Source organism: Pseudomonas sp. LBUM1664 (genome assembly GCF_059695895.1).
Genome location: NZ_CP166791.1, coordinates 3,821,265 through 3,840,807 on the forward strand (window position 1 = coordinate 3,821,265; position 19,543 = coordinate 3,840,807).

Annotated in this window: 10 protein-coding genes and 4 pseudogenes; 8 read left to right on the top strand and 6 right to left on the bottom strand. The window is 58.2% G+C overall.

Annotated features, from left to right (window positions below; all coding sequences use genetic code 11):
• Positions 1–321 precede the first annotated feature (321 nt).
• From ACA047_RS17695 to ACA047_RS17710, 4 genes and pseudogenes are all read left to right on the top strand, one after another.
• Complete coding sequence (locus ACA047_RS17695; RefSeq protein ID WP_497351456.1) at positions 322–8,970, top strand: GH36-type glycosyl hydrolase domain-containing protein; 8,649 nt, start codon at positions 322–324, stop codon at positions 8,968–8,970.
• 76 nt (positions 8,971–9,046) lie between these two features.
• Positions 9,047–9,772, top strand: a complete 726-nt coding sequence (locus tag ACA047_RS17700; protein WP_497351458.1) for a Crp/Fnr family transcriptional regulator — start codon at positions 9,047–9,049, stop codon at positions 9,770–9,772.
• Between the two features lie 212 nt (positions 9,773–9,984).
• Positions 9,985–10,086, top strand: a pseudogene (locus ACA047_RS17705) (type II toxin-antitoxin system ParD family antitoxin); the annotation flags it as partial.
• A 2-nt stretch (positions 10,087–10,088) separates the two neighbouring features.
• A pseudogene (locus ACA047_RS17710) lies at positions 10,089–10,444 on the top strand (type II toxin-antitoxin system RelE/ParE family toxin).
• A gap of 301 nt (positions 10,445–10,745) precedes the next feature.
• Here ACA047_RS17710 and ACA047_RS17715 read toward each other — a convergent pair.
• Positions 10,746–11,045, bottom strand: coding sequence for an Arm DNA-binding domain-containing protein (locus ACA047_RS17715; RefSeq protein ID WP_497351460.1), 300 nt, complete (start codon positions 11,043–11,045; stop codon positions 10,746–10,748).
• A gap of 679 nt (positions 11,046–11,724) precedes the next feature.
• Here ACA047_RS17715 and ACA047_RS17720 point away from each other — a divergent pair.
• On the top strand, positions 11,725–11,919 hold the full coding sequence (locus tag ACA047_RS17720; RefSeq protein ID WP_497360424.1) for a hypothetical protein: 195 nt from the start codon (positions 11,725–11,727) through the stop codon (positions 11,917–11,919).
• 184 nt (positions 11,920–12,103) lie between these two features.
• On the opposite strand, the pseudogene ACA047_RS17725 reads toward ACA047_RS17720, so the two are convergent.
• The 3 genes and pseudogenes from ACA047_RS17725 to ACA047_RS17735 form a co-directional block, all read right to left on the bottom strand.
• Positions 12,104–13,535: pseudogene (locus ACA047_RS17725) on the bottom strand (IS1182 family transposase).
• Positions 13,536–13,683: 148 nt separating this feature from the next.
• Positions 13,684–14,850 (bottom strand): MFS transporter, encoded by a 1,167-nt coding sequence (locus tag ACA047_RS17730; protein WP_497360426.1) that lies wholly within the window; start codon positions 14,848–14,850, stop codon positions 13,684–13,686.
• A 67-nt stretch (positions 14,851–14,917) separates the two neighbouring features.
• Positions 14,918–15,298 (bottom strand): Chromate resistance protein ChrB, encoded by a 381-nt coding sequence (locus ACA047_RS17735; protein ID WP_497351462.1) that lies wholly within the window; start codon positions 15,296–15,298, stop codon positions 14,918–14,920.
• Positions 15,299–16,329: 1,031 nt separating this feature from the next.
• Between ACA047_RS17735 and ACA047_RS17740 the strand changes: the two genes are divergently transcribed.
• The 3 genes and pseudogenes from ACA047_RS17740 to ACA047_RS17750 all read left to right on the top strand — a co-directional run bounded on the left by ACA047_RS17740 (position 16,330) and on the right by ACA047_RS17750 (position 17,860).
• A complete protein-coding gene (locus ACA047_RS17740) occupies positions 16,330–16,545 on the top strand; it encodes a hypothetical protein (protein WP_497351464.1) in 216 nt (71 codons plus the stop codon).
• A gap of 360 nt (positions 16,546–16,905) precedes the next feature.
• A pseudogene (locus tag ACA047_RS17745) lies at positions 16,906–17,076 on the top strand (serine hydrolase); the annotation flags it as partial.
• 172 nt (positions 17,077–17,248) lie between these two features.
• Positions 17,249–17,860 carry a TetR/AcrR family transcriptional regulator gene (locus tag ACA047_RS17750; RefSeq protein ID WP_497351466.1) on the top strand — a complete coding sequence of 204 codons (612 nt, stop codon included), beginning with the start codon at positions 17,249–17,251 and terminating at the stop codon, positions 17,858–17,860.
• Between the two features lie 19 nt (positions 17,861–17,879).
• On the opposite strand, the gene ACA047_RS17755 is transcribed toward ACA047_RS17750, so the two are convergent.
• Positions 17,880–18,359 (bottom strand): DUF3237 domain-containing protein, encoded by a 480-nt coding sequence (locus ACA047_RS17755; RefSeq protein ID WP_497351468.1) that lies wholly within the window; start codon positions 18,357–18,359, stop codon positions 17,880–17,882.
• Between the two features lie 42 nt (positions 18,360–18,401).
• A complete protein-coding gene (locus ACA047_RS17760; protein WP_497351470.1) occupies positions 18,402–19,505 on the bottom strand; it encodes a polyamine ABC transporter substrate-binding protein in 1,104 nt (367 codons plus the stop codon).
• Positions 19,506–19,543: the final 38 nt, after the last annotated feature.

The window sequence follows — 19,543 nt, forward strand, 5'->3', positions numbered from 1 at the left end:
AACACCGTTGCGGATGAATTACTCCGCCTGCGCTGATAGCAGTATCAGGCCGGCAAAACCCAAAATGAGCCCTGCGGTTCACTAGCCGCCAATGCGGGGTCGACAAAACGCGGAGAGACTGGATAAATCCCGCCCCGCGTCCGAGCAATACCGCCTGCAATGTGGACCGCATCCAAGGATCGCTGGCTATGTTCGCCAGCGAACAGACGACCAGTCCTCCAAGTCTCCACACTCAAGTTGAAAAGCTACGTCCACCAAGCGCTGCTTTGGCGCACCTATAAAAATGCACGCAATTATGATGCGTTTCAGGCTCAGGACCTTATGAACAGCATATGGACACGCCTACAGAAGGTATTTTCTCGCTCGTCCGGTTTTTGGCGAACCCGTCTGTTTCCTCCACCCCGATTCAAATACGAGCCCATATTGCGCTCGGAGCTTTTCAGCGCCGATCAGATGGCCAGTCACGGCATCGCCCTGGCCGGGCAGCATCGCCTGACCACGCTGTCCGCACGGGACTCGATGCTGCACAGGCTCGATGACAACGAGGAGTTGCTCAAACGCAGCAGCACTGCGCTGGCCAACGCGCAAGTGTCCAGCCGACGAGTGACGCCAGCAGCGGAATGGCTGCTGGACAATTACTATCTGATCGAAGAAAACATTCGCACCGCCAGAACGCACCTGCCCAAAGGCTATAGCCGTGAGTTGCCACGCCTGATCAACGGCCCGTCGGCGGGGCTGCCTCGCGTCTATGACATCGCGCTGGAGACCATCTCCCATGGCGACGGTCGAGTCGATGAGGAAAGCCTGAGCCGCTTCATTTTTTCCTATCAGACAGTGATGCCGCTTGCTCTGGGCGAACTGTGGGCGATACCGATCATGCTGCGTCTGGCGTTGATCGAAAACCTGCGGCGAGTGGCCTCCAGGGTCATGGCCAACGCCGACGAGCGCAATCTGGCCGATGACTGGGCCGAACACCTGATCGAAACCTCGGAACGAGACATCAAAAGCGTGGTGCTGACCGTTGCCGACATGGCCCGCTCCGCACCTCCGATGACCGCCGCCTTTGTCGCTGAATTCACCCGCCGCCTGCAGGGCCAGAGCACGGCGCTGGCCCTGGCGCTGAACTGGATGGAGCAGACGCTGAGTGAGACAGGCTCCAGCATCGAACGCCAGGTGCAGCTCGATGCGCAACAACAGGCAGCGGATCAGGTGTCGATTGGCAACAGCATCGGCAGTTTGCGCCTCCTGTCCGCCACGGACTGGCGCGAGTTTGTCGAGTCGATGAGTCATGTCGCTCAGATTCTCAATGAAGACCCGGCAGAAATTTACCGGGCGATGGATTTCAGTACCCGCGACAGCTACCGGCATGTCATAGAACGCCTTGCCCGAAGAAGCCCCCAACACTCGGAAATCCAGGTCGCCCGCGCCGCGATCAATCTCGCCGCAGCCGGAACCGCCTCAGTCCCCTGCGAACTGCTGGCGCGCCATGTCGGGTATTACCTGATCAGCGCAGGGCTGCCGACGCTGGAGCGACGACTCAATGCCAGGGTGCCGCTTCATGAGCGCTGGAAACGGTTGTTGCAGCAGTCGCCGCTGATGTTTTATCTGGCGCCGGTGGCTGTTCTGACGCTCATCTTTGCCTGGCCTTTACTGGCCTCCGCGCAGCGCGACGGGATGCCCGATGCGGCGCTTCTGATGATGGCGATTCCATGCCTGATCATGACCAGCCGACTGGCGATCAGCCTGATCAACTGGTTGGTGACGTTCAGTCTATTGCCGACGACGCTGCCGAAAATGGATTTTGCCAGCGGTATTCCCGATGGCGCACGAAGCCTGGTGGTGATCCCAACGCTGATCGCCAGCCTGGCAGACGTGGACGAACTGGTGGAAGGTCTTGAAGTGCGGTTTCTCGCCAACCGCGACAGCAACCTGTATTTCGCGTTGCTCAGCGATTTTCTGGATGCGCCTGAAGAGTCTCAGCCGCAAGATGCCGAGCTGCTCACACAAGCCTCCCGTGCAATCACCCTGCTCAACCGAAAATACGCGGACGGACTCAGCGACCGATTCTTTCTGCTGCATCGGCCGCGTCGCTGGAATGCGAGCGAACGTGTGTGGATGGGCCACGAGCGCAAACGCGGCAAGCTGATTGAACTCAACGCCCTGTTGCGTGGCCATGGAGAGGAGCGCTTCAACGCCATCGTCGGCGACATCACGCCATTGCGCGGGGTGCGTTACGTGATCACGCTGGACACCGACACCCTGCTGCCGCGCGATGTCGCTCGCCAATGCGTGGCGGCCATGATGCACCCGTTGAATCGTCCGTTGTTCGACAGTGACGGTGAGCAGATCATTTCCGGCTACGCGGTGTTGCAACCGCGAGTGGGCATCAGCTTGACCAGCGCCACGCGCTCGATCTACGCCCGGCTGTTTGGCAGTGATGCCGGCGTCGATCCCTACACTCGCACGGTATCGGACGTTTACCAGGACCTGTTCCAGCAAGGTTCCTTCATCGGCAAGGGCATCTACGACGTGGACGCGTTCACCTGCGCCCTGGAAGGTTGCTTGCCGGATAACCAGATTCTCAGCCACGACCTGATCGAAGGATGTTATGCACGATCCGGCCTGCTCAGCGACGTGCAAGTCTACGAGCAATACCCTTCGCACTACGGTGCCGATGTCAAACGACGGCATCGCTGGGTTCGCGGCGACTGGCAATTGCTGCCGTGGACATTGCCCTGGGCGCGCAATGCCGACGGTAAGTGGGTGCGCAACAGGCTGAGCGTCATGGCACGCTGGAAGATTCTGGACAATCTGCGACGCAGCCTGGAACCGCTGGCGCTGTTGCTAATGTTCGCATGGGGCTGGCTTGCCAGCAGTCAGCCAATGAACTGGACCCTGACTGTCATCGGGTTGATGGTGATTCAACCGTTGCTGCGAGCGGTGACCGATCTGATGCAGCCCCCCGCTAATGTGCCCTATGGGCAGTACCTTAGGGTGCTGCTGGGTGATCTGGCACAAGACCTCGCCCGGGCTGGTCTGACGCTCGTCTGGCTGCCCTTCGAGATGTTCTACAGCGCTGACGCCATCCTGCGCTCGCTCTGGCGAATCGGCTTCAGCAGACGCCGGCTGTTGCAATGGCAGCCTTCGCGCGAGGTGGAGCGCACCACCGAAAACCGGCTGTCCGGCCTCTATCGCCAGATGTGGATCGAGCCGGTGTCGGCCCTGATCTCACTGACCCTGCTGGTGAAGGATCCGCTGACGCTGGCCGTCGCCAGTCCGCTGCTGTTGTCATGGTTAGTGGGCCCCTGGATCGCTTGGTGGCTCAGTTCGGCACCCAAGCAGTCGGTGTTCGCACCGTCGACGGATGATTTTCGCTTCCTGCGGTTGCTGGCGCGCAAGACCTGGGCGTTCTTCGATCAATACGTTGGGCCCGAGGATCACTGGCTGCCTCCGGACAACGTGCAGGAAGACCCCAGGCCTGCCATTGCCCATCGCACCTCGCCGACCAATATGGGCATGTCGCTGCTCGCCCACCTGGCCGCTCACGATTTCGCTTACTTGAGCACTGAACGGCTGCTGTCCCGGCTTGCGGCGTCGCTGGACAGCATGGACGGTCTGGAGCGTTATCGGCAGCATTTCTATAACTGGTACGACACGCAGACCCTCGAGCCGCTGCGTCCGCATTACGTCTCCACCGTCGACAGCGGCAACCTGGCGGGCCTGCTGTTGACCTTGAGCACCGGCATTGCGCAGCTGGCAGACGCCCCGATGTTCGGCCCTGCAGTGATCAAGGGCCTGCGCGATACTCTGGATATCCTTGCAGATTCCCAACGCGCCTCGGGGGCGGATGAATACGCCCTGCCACTGAGAAAAGGCCTTGAACCGGTCTCGCAAATTGCGACCCCTGAGGCGCTGGCAGACCTGCTGCACACGGCTCGCATCATGGTCACCAGTCAGCCAGCGGACACCGACGAGGAAAGCCTCTACTGGCGAGAAGCGTTTACCCGTCAATGCATCGACTGGACAGAAGAACTGCAGCGTTATCGCCTCCCTGCCCCCTTGGTCACGATTGAATCGCCTCGCACCTTGCGTCAACTGGCCGGCCTGAACCCCGCCGACTGGGCCGCCGAGCATCACCCTGAAATCGAGCGGGTCCGCAGTGACGCCGCGCAACGTCTGGAAACCCTGAAGCGTCTGGCTTTATTGGCGACGTCGCTGGCGCAGATGGATTTCTCGTTGCTTTACGACCACCAGCGTGACCTGTTTGTCATCGGTTACAACGCCGAGGAGCGCAGGCTAGACACCGGTTACTACGACCTGCTGGCGTCCGAGGTGCGGCTGACCAATTATGTGGCCATCGCTCAGGGACAAATCCCCCAACGCGCCTGGTTCACCCTGGGAAGGCTGCTAAGTGAAAACGCGGGCGTACCAACGTTGCTGTCCTGGTCAGGCTCGATGTTCGAATACCTCATGCCGATGCTGGTGATGCCCAACTTCGAGGGCAGCCTGCTGGACCAGACTTGCCGCGCCGCCGTGTCGGTGCAGATCGAACAGGGCAGCAGGCTGGGCATTCCCTGGGGCGTTTCGGAGTCGGGTTACTCCACCGTCGACGCGCACTTCAATTATCAATACCGCGCCTTCGGCGTTCAGGCCCTGGGGCTCCAGCGCGGGCTGAGCAATGACGTCGTGATAGCGCCCTACGCCAGCGCCCTGGCGTTGATGGTCGATGCCGATGCGGCCTGCAAGAACCTGCAACGCCTCGCCCTGCAGGGCTCCGCCGGACGTTTCGGTCTGTATGAAGCCGTGGATTACACCGAGGCCCGCTTACCGCGCGGCCAACGCTTCGTCGTGGTCCGGTCGTTCATGGCTCACCACCAGGGCATGAGCTTGCTGGCCTTGACCAGCCGACTGCTCGATCAACCCATGCAACAGCGATTCGAGGCCGACCCGGCGCTGCGTTCAGCCCTGCTGCTGCTACAAGAGCGGGTGCCGAAATCCGCCGCGCCGTACCTGCAAACCGCACAGTCGCCGGTACTCGGTGATGTTGGCCAAGGCCAGGATACGGGGCTTCGGGTGTACTCTGATCCGGGAAGCAAGCGTCCGGCCGTGCAGTTGCTTTCCAACGGTCGCTACCACGTCATGCTGACCAGCGGCGGCGGTGGTTACAGCCGTCGTAATGAAATGGCGATCACCCGTTGGCAGGAGGACAACTCACAGGACAATTGGGGGATGTTCTGCTACCTGCGCGATGTCCAGAGCAACACGGTCTGGTCGGCTGCGCATCAACCGACGATGCATCAACCCGAGAGCCACGAGGCGATCTTCTGCGATTCCCGTGTAGAGTTCCGTGCGCGCAACCTGGATTTCGACACGCACCTGGAGATTGTTGTCTCGCCTGAGGACGACATCGAACTGCGCCGCCTGCATGTCACCAACCGAGCGTCTTCGGCCAAGACACTGGAGATCACCACCTACGCCGAAGTCGTGCTGACAACCCCGGTCAACGACGCGATGCACCCGGCGTTCAGCAAGCTGTTCGTGCAGACCGAATTACTGCCTGCGCTTCAGTCCATTATCTGTAGCCGCCGCCCCCGGGCCAGCGATGAACCGACGCCGTGGATGTGCCATTTGCTGGCGGCACACGGGGTGGACATCGATGCGATCTCGTACGAAACCGATCGCGCCCGGTTCATCGGCCGAGGACGCAGCCTTGTGTCACCTGCCGCCCTTGATGCCGATTGCCAGCGCTTGTCAGGCAGTGCAGGCCCGGTGCTCGATCCGGTGATCGCGATTCGCTGCAGGATTACCCTGCAACCCGGCCAACAGGCCACCATCGACCTGGTCACCGGTGTCGCCGACAGCCGTGATGACTGCCTTTACCTCATCAACAAATACCGCGACCGCCACCTCGCCGACCGCGTGTTCGACCTGTCCTGGACCCATAGCCAGGTGCTTTTGCGTCAACTCAACGCCTCGTTGTCCGATGCCCGTCTGTTCGAGCAGATGGCCTCGTCGTTGCTTTACGCGAACGCCTCGATGCGCGCCAACCATGCGGTGCTGATTGCCAATCGCCGCAATCAGCCGGGGCTTTGGGGTCAGGCCATCTCCGGCGACCTGCCCATCGTGTTGCTGCAAATCCAGAGCCTGGACAACATCGCCCTGGTGCAGCAATTGATTCAGGCCCACGCCTACTGGCGGCAAAAGGGGTTGGTGGTCGATTTGCTGATCTGGAACGAAGATCAGGCGGGTTATCGCCAGCAACTGCAAGACGCGATCCTCGGCCTTATCACCTCAGGCAGTGAAGCCACTCTGCTGGATCGCCCGGGCGGTATTTTTGTGCGCCCCGCGCAGCAGATGTCGAATGAGGATCGCGTGCTGTTCCTCTCGGTTGCCAGGCTGGTGCTGAGCGAAGATCTGGGCAGCCTGGCCGAACAGATTCATCGGCGCAAAGTATCACCGGTGCACGCGCCGTTTGTGGCGACCCGGCATTTTCAGGCTCGGCCGGCATCGGTACGACCGAACCGTCCCTTCCTGCTGTTGAGCAACGAATATGGCGGCTTCAGCGCCGATGGCGGTGAGTACATCATCACCGGGCTCGCGCCCGATCCGACACCCGCGCCCTGGGTCAACGTGATCGCCAATGCACATCTCGGCACGGTGGTCTCGGAAGCCGGCAGTGCCTATACCTGGGCCGAAAACGCCCATGAATTTCGCCTGACGCCCTGGCACAACGATCCGGTCACCGATCGCAGCGGCGAAGCCATTTACCTGCGTGATGAAGAGACCGGGCACTTCTGGTCTGCAGCGCCTCAACCCTGTCCTGGACAAGGCCCGTACCAGACCCGTCACGGTTTCGGTTACAGCGTGTTCGAACATGAAGAAGACGGCATTTACAGCGAGCTGTGGATCTACGTGGCACTGGATGCGCCGATCAAATTCTCGAGGCTAGTGTTGAGCAACCGCTCGGGACGCCGCCGGTCATTGTCGGTCACAGGGTATGTGGAATGGGTGCTGGGCGATCTGCGCAGCAAATCGGCGATGCATGTGGTCACCCAAGCGGATCCCGCCAGCGGGGCTTTCTTCGCCCGCAACGCCTATTCGGTGGAGTTTTCCGAGCGGGTGGCGTTCTTTGACACCGACACGATCGATCACGGTGTCAGCGGTGACCGTACTGAATTCATTGGCCGCAATGGCACCCTCGCCTCACCGGCAGCGATGCAGCACGCCGGTCTGTCCGGGCGCATGGGCGGCGGTCTGGACCCTTGTGCAGCCCTGCAAGTGTCGATCGAACTCGGCGAGGGCGATACCCGGGAAGTCATCCTGCGTCTGGGGGCGGCGTCTTCCAGTAACGCCGCCACCCAGCTGGTGCAGCGTTATCGGGGCAGCCTGGTGGCCGCCGAGGAATTGCATAAAGTACGGGAACACTGGCGCTCATTGCTCGGGGCGATTCGTATTGAAACGGGCGCGCCTGAGGTCGACGTCATGGTCAACGGCTGGTTGATGTATCAGGTCATCGCGTGCCGTTTCCAGGCCCGAAGCGGCTACTACCAGTCAGGTGGCGCCATCGGTTTTCGCGATCAGTTGCAGGACAGCATGGCGATGATCCATGCCGATCCGGCAGCCGTGCGAGCGCATCTGTTGCTGTGCGCCGGCCATCAGTATGTGGAAGGCGATGTGCAACACTGGTGGCACCCGCCGATGAATCGAGGGGTTCGCACCGCCTGCTCCGACGACTTTTTGTGGCTGGTGGCCGCCACCAACCGCTATGTCGAAATGACCGCAGACGTGGGTGTGCTGGAAGAGGTCGCCGGATACCTGGAAGGACGCCAACTGGTGGCCGGCGAAGAGTCCTACTATGACCTTCCCGGTGTATCGCCCCTGCGAGAGTCCCTGTATCAACACTGCGTGCGTGCCATCGAGCACAGCCTGCGCCGCGGTCATCACGGGTTGCCGCTGATGGGCTCCGGTGACTGGAACGACGGCATGAATCGCGTCGGCCATCTGGGTGCAGGTGAAAGTGTCTGGCTGGGTTTCTTCAGCTATCAAGTGCTGGAGCAATTTGCGGTGACCGCTCGCCTGCACGGTGATCACGCATTTGCCAAACGCTGCAGCGACAGCGCGGTAACACTGCAACGCAACCTCGATCAAACGGCCTGGGACGGCGCCTGGTATCGCCGCGCCTGGTTCGATGACGGACAAATGCTCGGCTCGGCGAGCAATGAAGAGTGCCGTATCGACTCCATTGCTCAAAGCTGGTCAGTGCTGTCAGAGGCCGGCTCTGCTGTCCGCCAGATCAAGGCGATGCAGTCATTGGATGAGCATCTGATCAAACATGACATCCGCGCCGTGTTGCTGCTGGATCCCCCGTTTGACAAGGGCACCCTGGACCCCGGCTACATCAAAGGCTACGTGCCAGGCGTGCGCGAGAACGGAGGTCAGTACACCCATGCTGCCGTTTGGGCGGGCATGGCGTTTGCGCTGCTGGGTGAAGCCGGAAAAGCCTGGGAACTGCTGAATTTGATCAACCCCGCCGCCCCTGCCAACAACGCTCAAATCGACACCTATAAGGTCGAGCCCTATGTCATGGCCGCGGATGTCTACGGCGCCGCGCCCCATGCAGGCCGAGGTGGCTGGACCTGGTATACCGGTTCTGCGGGCTGGATGTATCGGCTGATTGTCGAGTCATTGCTGGGCGTACAACGCAGTGGCCGCACGCTCAGAATCGAACCGCTGATACCCGTCGACTGGCCGGGCTTCATCTTGCACTACCGCTTCGGCAAAACCCTCTACCACTTTGATGTGCGTCTGGGCAGTTCGACCTTCACCTCCATGACCCTCGATGGCCAGCCATTGAGTGACGCTGCGCTGACACTGGATGACGGAGGTCTGGAGCATTGGGTCCGGGTAGATTGTCGCGCCCGGTCACCCAGGCCTCAGGCGCTGGAATTCGAGCATGCCGCCGATGAATAGACATTGATCACCAGCCATCGCGTGCATGGGAGTACCCTGAGTGGGCACGCCCCTGTTCCGCCACGGATGCTCTGCTATGCATGCCTCCCCCGATCCAAACCACAATCATCTACTCGCGGCGCTCCCGGCCGTCGACCTCCAGCGTCTTGTTCCGCACCTGGAGCAGGTCAGCCTGGCGCTGGGGGATGTGCTGTATGAACCGGGGGACACCTTGCGGCACGTTTACTTCCCGACAGACGCCATCGTCTCCCTGCTGCATGTCACGGAAAACGGCTCGTCAGCAGAAATCGCCGTGGTCGGAAACGAAGGTTTGATCGGCATTGCGCTGTTCATGGGCGGCGAAAGCACCTCCAGTCGGGCGGTGGTGCAAAGTGCCGGTGGTGCATTTCGCCTGCCAGGGCAAAAACTCAAGAAAGAGTTCAACCGTCATGGCAATCTGCTCCTGCTGATGCTGCGTTACACCCAGGCGCTGATCACGCAGATGTCACAGACCGCCTTGTGCAATCGCCACCATTCGATCGATCAGCAATTGTGTCGATGGCTGCTGTTGTCGCTAGATCGCCTGCACGGCAATCGCCTAAACATGACCCAGGAGCTGATCGCCAACATGCTGGGCGTGCGCCGCGAAGGCGTCACGGAAGCGGCGGGCAAACTGCAGCGTCAAGGTGTCATCGAGTACAGCCGGGGCCAGATCACGGTTCTGGATAGAGCGCGCCTTGAACGGCTCAGCTGCGAGTGCTACCTGGTGGTCAAGACCGAAACCGATCGGCTGTTGCATTACACCCGTCGTCAGGACGAGTGATGCGGGTAATGGCTATGCATCAAGTGCAGGGTGATTTACTGTCACTCTAGACTTCAGATGCACTGCTTTCTTGAGCTTAACGCTGGGAGCTTCATGGGGTCTGGGGAGCAATGGGACAGGGAGGTCAGTTAAGCCCGGCGAACTCGCCTGAAAGAAGGCGGCGCATCCGGCCATGCCCAGTGCCACGGAGCGGTGCTTTAACCGCTTGAGGACTTGAGCACGGGCGCTTTACTCAGTTGAACGAAGGGGATCTGGAGCACTACCTCAAGGAGTTGAGTCTGGAGGCAGCCCTCCCCATGCGGGAGAAACACTGAGCATGCCGCCGTATCGGATTTCCAACGCGGCGCGCGCCGACATTGTCGACATCCTCAGGCTCTCCCAGACGCAGTTCGGCGATCAAGCACGCCAGCGCTACCAGGCGCTGACCCTCACCGCGCTGCAAGCTATCGCCGGCACGCCTTATCGCATTGGCAGCCACGACCGTGATGAGCTTGCACCGGGCCTTCGCAACTATCACCTCATCTATTCACGCCAGCAGGCCAAACAGCCCATGGAATGGTCAAAGGCCCACGCCATATCGTGTTCTATCGTGTGGTAAACGACGACGTGATCGAGGTCGTCCGACTCCCTCATGACGCCATGGAAGTGCAGTTGCACTTGCCTAATGACTGATCACAGACCTGGCCCAAAGGGTTAACTGGCCATGAACAGCGAAGCTGAGGCACATCCCTCTACGCCTCAATCTGAGCGCCCATCGCTGTCGCCCGATTCGGCGAAGCACTGCCACACTATCGAGTGTCGGCGGCCGGATTGGTCTCGAGCTCTCCCGCGACGATGACGTACCGGAGAGTAGATTTGGTTCGGCACTTCTCCGCCGCCGTCAGTGCACGACGACGTTTAATTTTGCGCACCACCTCCAGCACATACTCAGACTCAACGCCTTTAAATCACGTCAATGCTGAAAGACCGCTTCTTAGGTGTTTTCCGTGGCCAGACGCCTGGTATTATGCTCCTGCCGTCGATGAACGCGCGGATCGATGCCCTTGGCGACCAGCGCCCTGGCAACATCACGCAGAACGCGGGCATCTCGTAAGCTAATTTCAGGATAGGTGCCGAGAGAAATACGAGGTTGCTTATCCGCCCAGGAAAAGCGGAAGTGCCAGCACTTGGCGCCTTTCGTATTCACGAAAAGAGCGAGGCCGTCGTAGTCAGGAAGGGTGTAGTTCTTGACACGGGGTTTGGCGTGTCGGACCGCGGTATCGGTGAGGGCCATCGTACAGTCTCCGTCTCGTTTGGAAGGAGGAGATTTGTACGGTTTCCGATGAGTTAAGTACCACAAAAAAGTGATCTACCAGGCGCCGGATTAATGTACTAAAAAATGTACTAAAAATTCGTGACTGCTAGTACTTTCGAGAAGAATTTACTGGAACTAAAAAAGAGGCCGAAGCCTCTTTTTTCAGTCTCTATAGATCTCTATAGAAGCCTGTAGAACAATCATTGAAGCGGAAAACGAGACTCGCATCTAGCGTCCGACCCATTGAAATCTATGGGGTTTCTTTTCTTGCCAAAGCAGGAAAAGACTCAATTCTGGACTTGTTATTGGGGTATTTCAAGAGCAAAAAAAGAGAAATTCCAAGGCAAGCTAATGGGTTCTGCTCATAGCCAATCGGGAGTATGTCATTAACCCGAACGCATCAATTGCTCAGGTTCAGATCGAGATCCGTCCCCACCGACAAGCCCCCTAGGCGCAACGACCGAAGATTGCCTTCGGCCGCCGCACCAGCAGCGGGCAAAGCCCGCTGTGGATCAGTAGATTTCCAGCTTAAACGGCGCGTCCGCAGAGGCGGCGCTGAGCAGACCTGCCGCGTTTGGCCGCTTCAGGACCGTGTCACGGGTCTGTACTTCCACCTCGATACTGTCGTCGTCAATCGCGAGTTATCGGCGTTGAGTGGCTGCTCCCTTCCCTGCTTTTCAAGATCAACCAAAACCAGCTTGCCCTTGAGGCCGCCATCATGGAACTCACGCTCTGGGTCGAGCAACGTGGATCAGGTGACGTTGCCGAGAACGTTCGGGGTGCTCTGGGGGCCATCAGTAGGAACGAAGAGTTCATCAATATGACGCTCGCGGTGCTCATGACGCCGGAGTAACTACTTCGCGACAGACAACTGTCGGCCCAGAGTGTGTAAAAACGTCAGATTGGATTTTCTATATCGACGCTAGGAGACCGTGCTCACGTTTCGCAAGCTGATCAAGGTCACGACGTTTTCAGGAACAGTTAAAACGGCTCAGCAGCCTCTTAAAGTCATTTGGACGGGGTAAAAAGACCGGTTTTTACGCCGTTAACGCTTTCATCAAGCCAGTGGTGCCGATGATTTTCATGACCCGTTTCAGGTTGTAGGCGAGCACATTCAAGCTCATCTCGGCGCTTACCCCGTTAAGCTTTCGGGTCAGGAAGTGTGTCGCACCCATCCATTGTTTGAGCGTCCCGAAGGGATGCTCAACCGTCCGTTTTCGGATCCGCATCATTTTCCGGCACGTTGCTCAGCCTGTTCTGCATTTCCTCCAGGACGGCTTCATGCTCCCAGCGTCGAACCCGCCGTTCCGTGCTCGGTGTGCACTGCGGTTTCATTGCACAGCCCCGGCATTTCGAACTCCAGTAACGGTGCAACGTCAGGCCTTTTTCAACGTTGGTATAGCGCCAGATCAGCGCCTCTCCAGCAGGGCAAATGTATTCGTTTTTTGCCGCGTCATAGATGAAGGCATCGTTATTGAAACGCCCTTCAGCCTTGGCTCCAGAGGTCATCGGCTTGGGCACATAGGCGGTGATGCCTGCATCGTGACAAGCCAGGATTTGTTCGCTTTTGAAGTAACCTCGGTCAGCCACTACCGACAACGTATCTGACGCCATTGCCTCGCGGGCCTGCTTGGCCATCGAGCTGAGTTGATCGCGGTCGGAACCGACATTCGTCACCTCGTGAGCAACGATCAAATGGTGCTGAGTATCGACCGCTGTCTACACGTTGTAGCCGACTATTCCCGTGCCGCGCGTCATCATGGAGCGGCTGTCTGGACCGGTCAGTGAGACTTGTTTATCCGGCGATTCATTGAGCTGGATTTCGATCGCCTGAAGCTCTTTCATTTGAGTTTTGAGCTTTGCGATTTTCTCTTCCAGCCGCACGGCACTGGGCTCGGAAGCTGTTGGTTCTTGCCGATCGGCAGCATCGAGTGCCGTCAGGTAACGGTTGATGCTCGATTCAATTTCTTCCATTCGCCGCTTCAGTTTGGCGCTGGTGAAATTGCGGTCGCGGTTGTTGACTGCTTTGAATTTGCTGCCATCGATGGCGACCAGATGTTCTCCGAACAGTCCCAACTGCTGACACAGCACAACGAACTGGCGACAGACGCCTCTGATGGCTTTGCTGTTGTCTTTTCGGAAGTTGGCGATCGTCTTGAAGTCCGGCATCAAACGCCCGGTCAACCACATCAGTTCGACATTGCGTTGGGCTTCTCGCTCCAAACGTCGGCTCGACTGAATGCGGTTGAGATAGCCGTAGATGTAGATCTTCAGCAGGATCGCGGGGTGGTAAGCAGGCCGACCAGTATCTGCCGGTATCGCACCTTCAAAACCCAGCTTGACCGGGTCGAGTTCGTCGACAAAGACGTCGACTATTCGCACCGGATTGGTATCCGTGACGTAATCGTCGAGGCTCTCGGGAAGTAAGGTGCCTTGGCCTCGATGTTCACCTTGGATAAAGCGCTTCATGGGCGATCCTTGCGATGAAATCCTCAGAAATCATAGCAAGTGTTTGCGAAGGCGTTTTTACACACTCTGGGCCAATAGCTGCCTGTCGTGAGGGCCTGCAATCGACCACGTAGACGGACCTGCCGTCATATCGGTAGTAACTGAGTTGCTATCGAACCTGAACTTTTGCCTGGATCACCCACAACCCCAGAAAAGTCAGCACAGCAAAGCCCCCTCCCATCAAGAAGGTAGCCTGGTAGCCTACCGTATCCCACAGCGCCCCCGCGATGACACTAGCCAGCAGCAAGGCCAACCCAGTCAACAGATTGAACATGCCAAATGCCGTCCCACGCAGTTCAGCCGGCGCGCAATCGGCGATCAGGGCAGCGAATATCCCTTGGGTAAACCCCATGTGCAGCCCCCATAGAACGACGCCTGCGACCAGGCCACCGATGCCAGGTGCGAACGCCAGCGTCAGATCGGCAGCAATCAGCAATATCAGACCTGCACCGAGCACCGCCACGCGGCTGACACGATCCGACAAGGCTCCGGCGGGATAGGCTGACAGTGAGTACGCCACCCCCATCAGGACAAGCACCGCCGGCGCCCACATCGGCGCCAGCCCGACGGCCTGACCGCGCAGAATCAGAAAGGCTTCGCTGAAGCGCGCCAAGGTGAACACCGCAGCGACACCCACCACCCACCAGTAGCCAGCGCCCAGTCGGGCCAATTCCCGCCGGCTCAAAGGCGCACGCACCCGGCGCGTCCCTTCCACTTGTTTGGGCTCATGAACGAACACCAGCAGCACCGCGACGGCAAGGAAGGCCGGGATGACGGCCACCCAGAACACAGTCTGAAAGTGGTTCGCGGTTAGCCACATCAATCCGATCGCCAGCAACGGTCCCAGGAATGCACCCACGGTATCCAGAGTTTGCCGCAGGCCGAAAGCTGCCCCCCGTATCTCGGGCGGCGTGATGTCGGCTACCAAGGCATCGCGCGGGGCGCCGCGAATACCTTTGCCAATGCGGTCGATAAAGCGAGCCCCGATCAGCCAGTCCAGCGAGCCCGCCAAAGGAAAGATCGGTTTGGACAGTGCCCCCAATCCATAACCCAGCGCCGCGAGCAGTTTGCGCTTGCCCAATCGATCACTGAGTGCCCCGGAGAATACCTTGGTGATCGAAGCCGTAGCCTCGGCTATGCCTTCGATGAGCCCCACGGCCAAAACCGAGGTACCCAGTACGGTCACCATATAAAGCGGCAACAATGCATGAATCATCTCTGAGGAGATGTCCATCAGCATCGAGACGAAGCCTAGCGCCCAGATACCGCCAGGCATGGTGCGCCAGGCATTCCCGGTTGAGGCCTTCTGGATTGGCGCAGTAGTTGAAACATCGCCAGGCTTGTCAGTGGTTTTCATCATGAGCCTCGAAAACCTGTTTGGCATAGGCATCCAAAATCGCCTCGCACTCCTGCAACCGCGTCGCCGCTACCTCGGCCAGTTCCGCTCCATAGAAATCGAGCTTGCGGATCTTTTCGAGCCAGCGTTGCAATTTCTTCAGGTCGGAATCCTCTTCCTCCAGTTCCGCGTAAGTGAACTTCTGGATCGCCACTTCGTGAGCAATCTCGGCCTCGAAGTCCGCGCAGCGGCCTAGGAACTCACGATACTGGTCGTCCCGATCAGCTTTGAAACGAGCAATGACTTTATCTTCCTGAGCACGGTCCAGCGCCACAGTCTCTAGGATCACACAATCGCCAGCCATGCCGGCGATGTCGTTTTCAATCATCTTCAGTCGGCGAATATGGTCATCGGTCTAACCTTTCCCCCTAAGCAGAGGCCAGCGTGATCGAATCGGGTTTCCGGTGGCAGCCGAAAATCTTACCGATGACGAAAATCCTTGTTTGACGCGGCCTCGCGCTTTTAGGACGCCCCGCGGCCACGCCAAGATTAATAGGGAGTGCAATTAGCCGATACAAGTTAGTGTATATGTAACTGAAATATCAACACCTCTTTCAACAGGCGGATACGAGATTTTGTATTTCCTCCCATTACTGACCGTCCCGCTCCACATGTTGCTCCCGTCATGAGGGTCACTCCAATGCAACCTCAATGTATTATTATCGCCATCTTCGTCCAGAATAATAAACGTGGCATATCCCTCAGCGCCGCCCTCAGGGAATCCAGATTCATTTTCCCAACTTCCAGAACTGGCGAACTGAATGTTAGTTGGCGGACTCGGATTCCACACTCCGTGAATAACACCAGAATTACTAGGATCATATTTCAAAATGAAACCAGTCTGATTAACCAGCCTAATCTCGCAACTTCTAGTCGCCATACAGATCACCTTTTAATTGAAAAACAACCCAAACATTTTATGATAAGGTTCGACAACTGACCGGATCTCGAATGAGGGTCTGCCGGACTTGCTTTCATATTTTCCGTTATCACTCTGAGACGGAATGTTGGGAGCATAGATGGCAATATCATTATTGCCAGCAAATATCGAACATAATTTACGCTTCCCGGGCTTACCCCGATTGTGCTGGGGTATGTAGCGGCTTTGGCGCTAGACGCCCGTGTTTGCTGGCTGTAACGCCCGCTTCTGCCTGCTTGCATAAATGCATAGTGGGCACTGAATGGCATGGTTTGGCGTACGGTTTGCCCCTTTTTTGCCCCATTCAGCATTGTCCCCCCATCCCCAAATCTGCTGGGCTCAACCACATAACTCTTTCGCCTTGTAGGCAACTTCTTCCAGGCTCCAACTGTGGGCACTGTCGCTGCTATGCTTGAGCTCTCTCGAAAGGAATCGACACAATGCCAAGCGATTATTCACTGCCAGATGTACTGGAAAGGCTGTACGAAAACCAGCAGGCCCTGGAGGCGGCCATTATGGAATTGACACTGCTGGTTGAGGAGCAAGGGGCACGGAAAGTGGGCGGAAATGTCCGTGGCGCACTGTGGACCATGGCTGAAAACGCTGGCCAAATCAAACAAGGCCTGGCTCGATTGAAAAAATTGGACATTGGTTAACCGATTGCATACTCAAGGCCCGTCGATAGTCATGTCGAAGTAGATTCGGGGAACGAGTCCGGTTCACCTCACAGGCAGCTATCGGCCCAGAGTGTGTAAAAACGTTTTTCAGCGAGATTGACGCCCAAATCAGGGTTGAAAGTCGCGCATCTACGCAAAATCCAGGTCTGCCAACCAGCCGATAAACTTCAGATTTCACATAGAAGCGCAGACTTCAATTTTGACTAAGCGTTTTTACACACTCTGGGCCAATAGCAGTCGTTCAGGACAGTACAAACGGCTGACTTTTCACTCTGATGAAGAAGAGTGAATGAGATATCCTGTCGAGTTGTAGATCCGCTCAACATCCCAAGGAAGCCAATGCTCAGTTCACTCGTATCAAATGGTCAGCCACAAACGCCTGACCGATTAGAACTGATGGCCCCCTGGTGGAGTTTTACGAAAACAGTCTTGGCTGCGACAGCCTTATCGTTGGTACGTGACGGGCTGATCAGATTGGACGACCCAATTCTTGATCAGCCTTTCACGTTAACCCCGATGCAGGCACTCACCGTTATAGTGTGCCCACCACACTTTCATGCAAACGGCAGTGGCACACGGAATGATTGGCAATTAGTGCTTTAAAAAATTTACTCAATTAAGTATTTTGCAGGGGTACCGGGGTGATAAACGCCCCTCTTTTTACTCGTGACAAGGATCTCCTGTGAGCGGACTGCGTGAACGTCAGAAAGCCGAACGCCGGCAAGCTATCAGCGAGGCCGCGATCGAGCTGTTTGAGCGCCAGGGTTTCCAGAACACCACCATCGAACAGATAGCCAGCCAGGCCGGGGTGTCGCCGCCGACGGTGTTCAAGTACTTCGGCAACAAGCAGGAAATCATCCTGGAAATCCTGCACCACGCCGATCAACGCGCGATCACCGACACCCGCAACCTGATCCACGAAATAGACGACCCAGTCGAAGCGCTCTGCAACCTGGAACGCCTGCTCACGGGCTATGCCCTGGAAGTCATGCACCCCAGCCTGTGGCGTGAACTGCTGCCGCTGATCCTGTTCGGGGGCAACAATGAACTGCCCTCAGGCTATCGGGCCATGAACGATGCGCTCAGGGCCGAAATCAGCGAATTGCTGCGGGAATTGCAACGGGCCGGCAAGCTGCGCCCGCAACTCGATGTGGAATTGGCCGCGTTCCTGTTGAACGACTATTCGCACCTGCAACTGTTCAGGCTGGTGAACCAGGAACACCCGGATATCGACGTGCACTCTACCCAGGTCAGGCGTATCACCGAGCTGCTGTTCTACGGCATGCAGGCCTGACAGCTTCCAGGGTCGGGCCTCAGTAAAAGCGATAGCAACGAATCACCACCTGGTCGGCGCCCGGGTAATGCACCAGGCCGATAAAACTTGAACGGATGAGCCAGTCCAGCCGCCCCTTAGGCACTTGGAACACCGGCGTGCAAGTGCAGCGGTACTCCGTCTCAGGAATCGGCCATTGGCCGTCGCGCTCCAGCTGGCGCCCGTACTCAGTCATGGTCAGCACTCCCCGGTTACGGATGTTGATCACCTCGCCTTCGCCGGTCCTCACGCTGTAGCGGGCATCCAGTTGACCGATGCCATCCGGGCGCAAAAGAAAGCAATCCTCTCCGCCCGCCAGGACCTGGCCGCTGATGCCGACCCCATCGAAATCCCCGCCCACAATTGGGCAGTTGCAGCGCAGGCCTTCAACGCTGTCGCCCAGCATCACACCCGGCCCTATCGCGACGCGAAGGGTCAGCACCCGCTGCAAGTTGGGGGCAATGTCCATCAGTTCAGTCATGGCAAGCTCCAAGCCCGGCGCGCACGCACCGGGCCATACTGATCAGCGGTTGCTCTTGATGGCGGTCCAGGTGCGGGTACGGATGCGCTCCACGGCGGCCGGGATCGGCTCCAGGGCGAACAGGGTCTTGCGCGCTTCCTCTGGCACATACATGTTGGGGTTGTTGCGGATGCTGGCGTCCACCAGCGCAGTGGCGTCCTTGTTCGGGTTGGGATAGCCGATCTTGTTGCTGATGCGCGCAATCACCTCCGGGCGCAGGATGTAATTGATGAACGCATGGGCCTCCACAGTATCGGGCGCATTGGCCGGGATCATCATCACATCCGACCACATCGGCGCGCCTTCCTTGGGCAGTGCCATCTCGACCTTGACGCCCTTGCCGGCGGCATCCGCCAATTGCTTGGCCAGCGCCACACCGCCGGACCAGCCCACGCCCACACAGATATCACCGTTGGCCAGGTCCATACCGTAACGCGACGAGTTGAAGTAAGTGACGTAAGGGCGAATCTTCATCATCACGGCCTGGGCTTGCACATAGTCCTCACGCTTCTGGCTATTGGGGTCGAGGCCCTTGTAGTGCAAGGCAATCGGCAGGATCTCGTTGCCGGCGTCGAGGAAACCCACGCCACAACTGGCGAGCTTGGCGAGGTTTTCTTCCTTGAAGATGATGTCCCAGCTGTTCATCTGCACGTCGGGGCCGAGGGCTTTGCGCACCTTGTCGACGTTGTAGCCGATCAATGTGGTGCCCCATAGGTAAGGCGCGGCGTAGCGGTTGCCGGTATCACCCACGGCTTCCAGGGATTGCATGAACTGCGGGTCCAGGTGCTGCCAGTTCGGCAACTGCTTGCGGTCCAGCGGCTGCACGGCACCGGCCGTGATCAAGTGCCCCAGGTTGGCGGTGCCGGGGAACACCACGTCATACCCGGAGTTGCCCGTCAGCAGCTTGGACTCCATGGTTTCGGAGCTGTCGAACACATCGTAAATCGGGCGAATGCCGGTTTCTTCCTGGAAACTCTTGAGCACTTCGGGTGGCAGGTATTCGATCCAATTGTAGATCCGTACGGTGCGTTCTTCAGCCAGGCAAAAACCACTGATGAGCAACGAGGCGACAGTGCCCAGCAAGGTATTACGCAAAAATCTGTTCATGATCAAAACACTCCAGCGCGGCCGCGATGGCTCGCAGC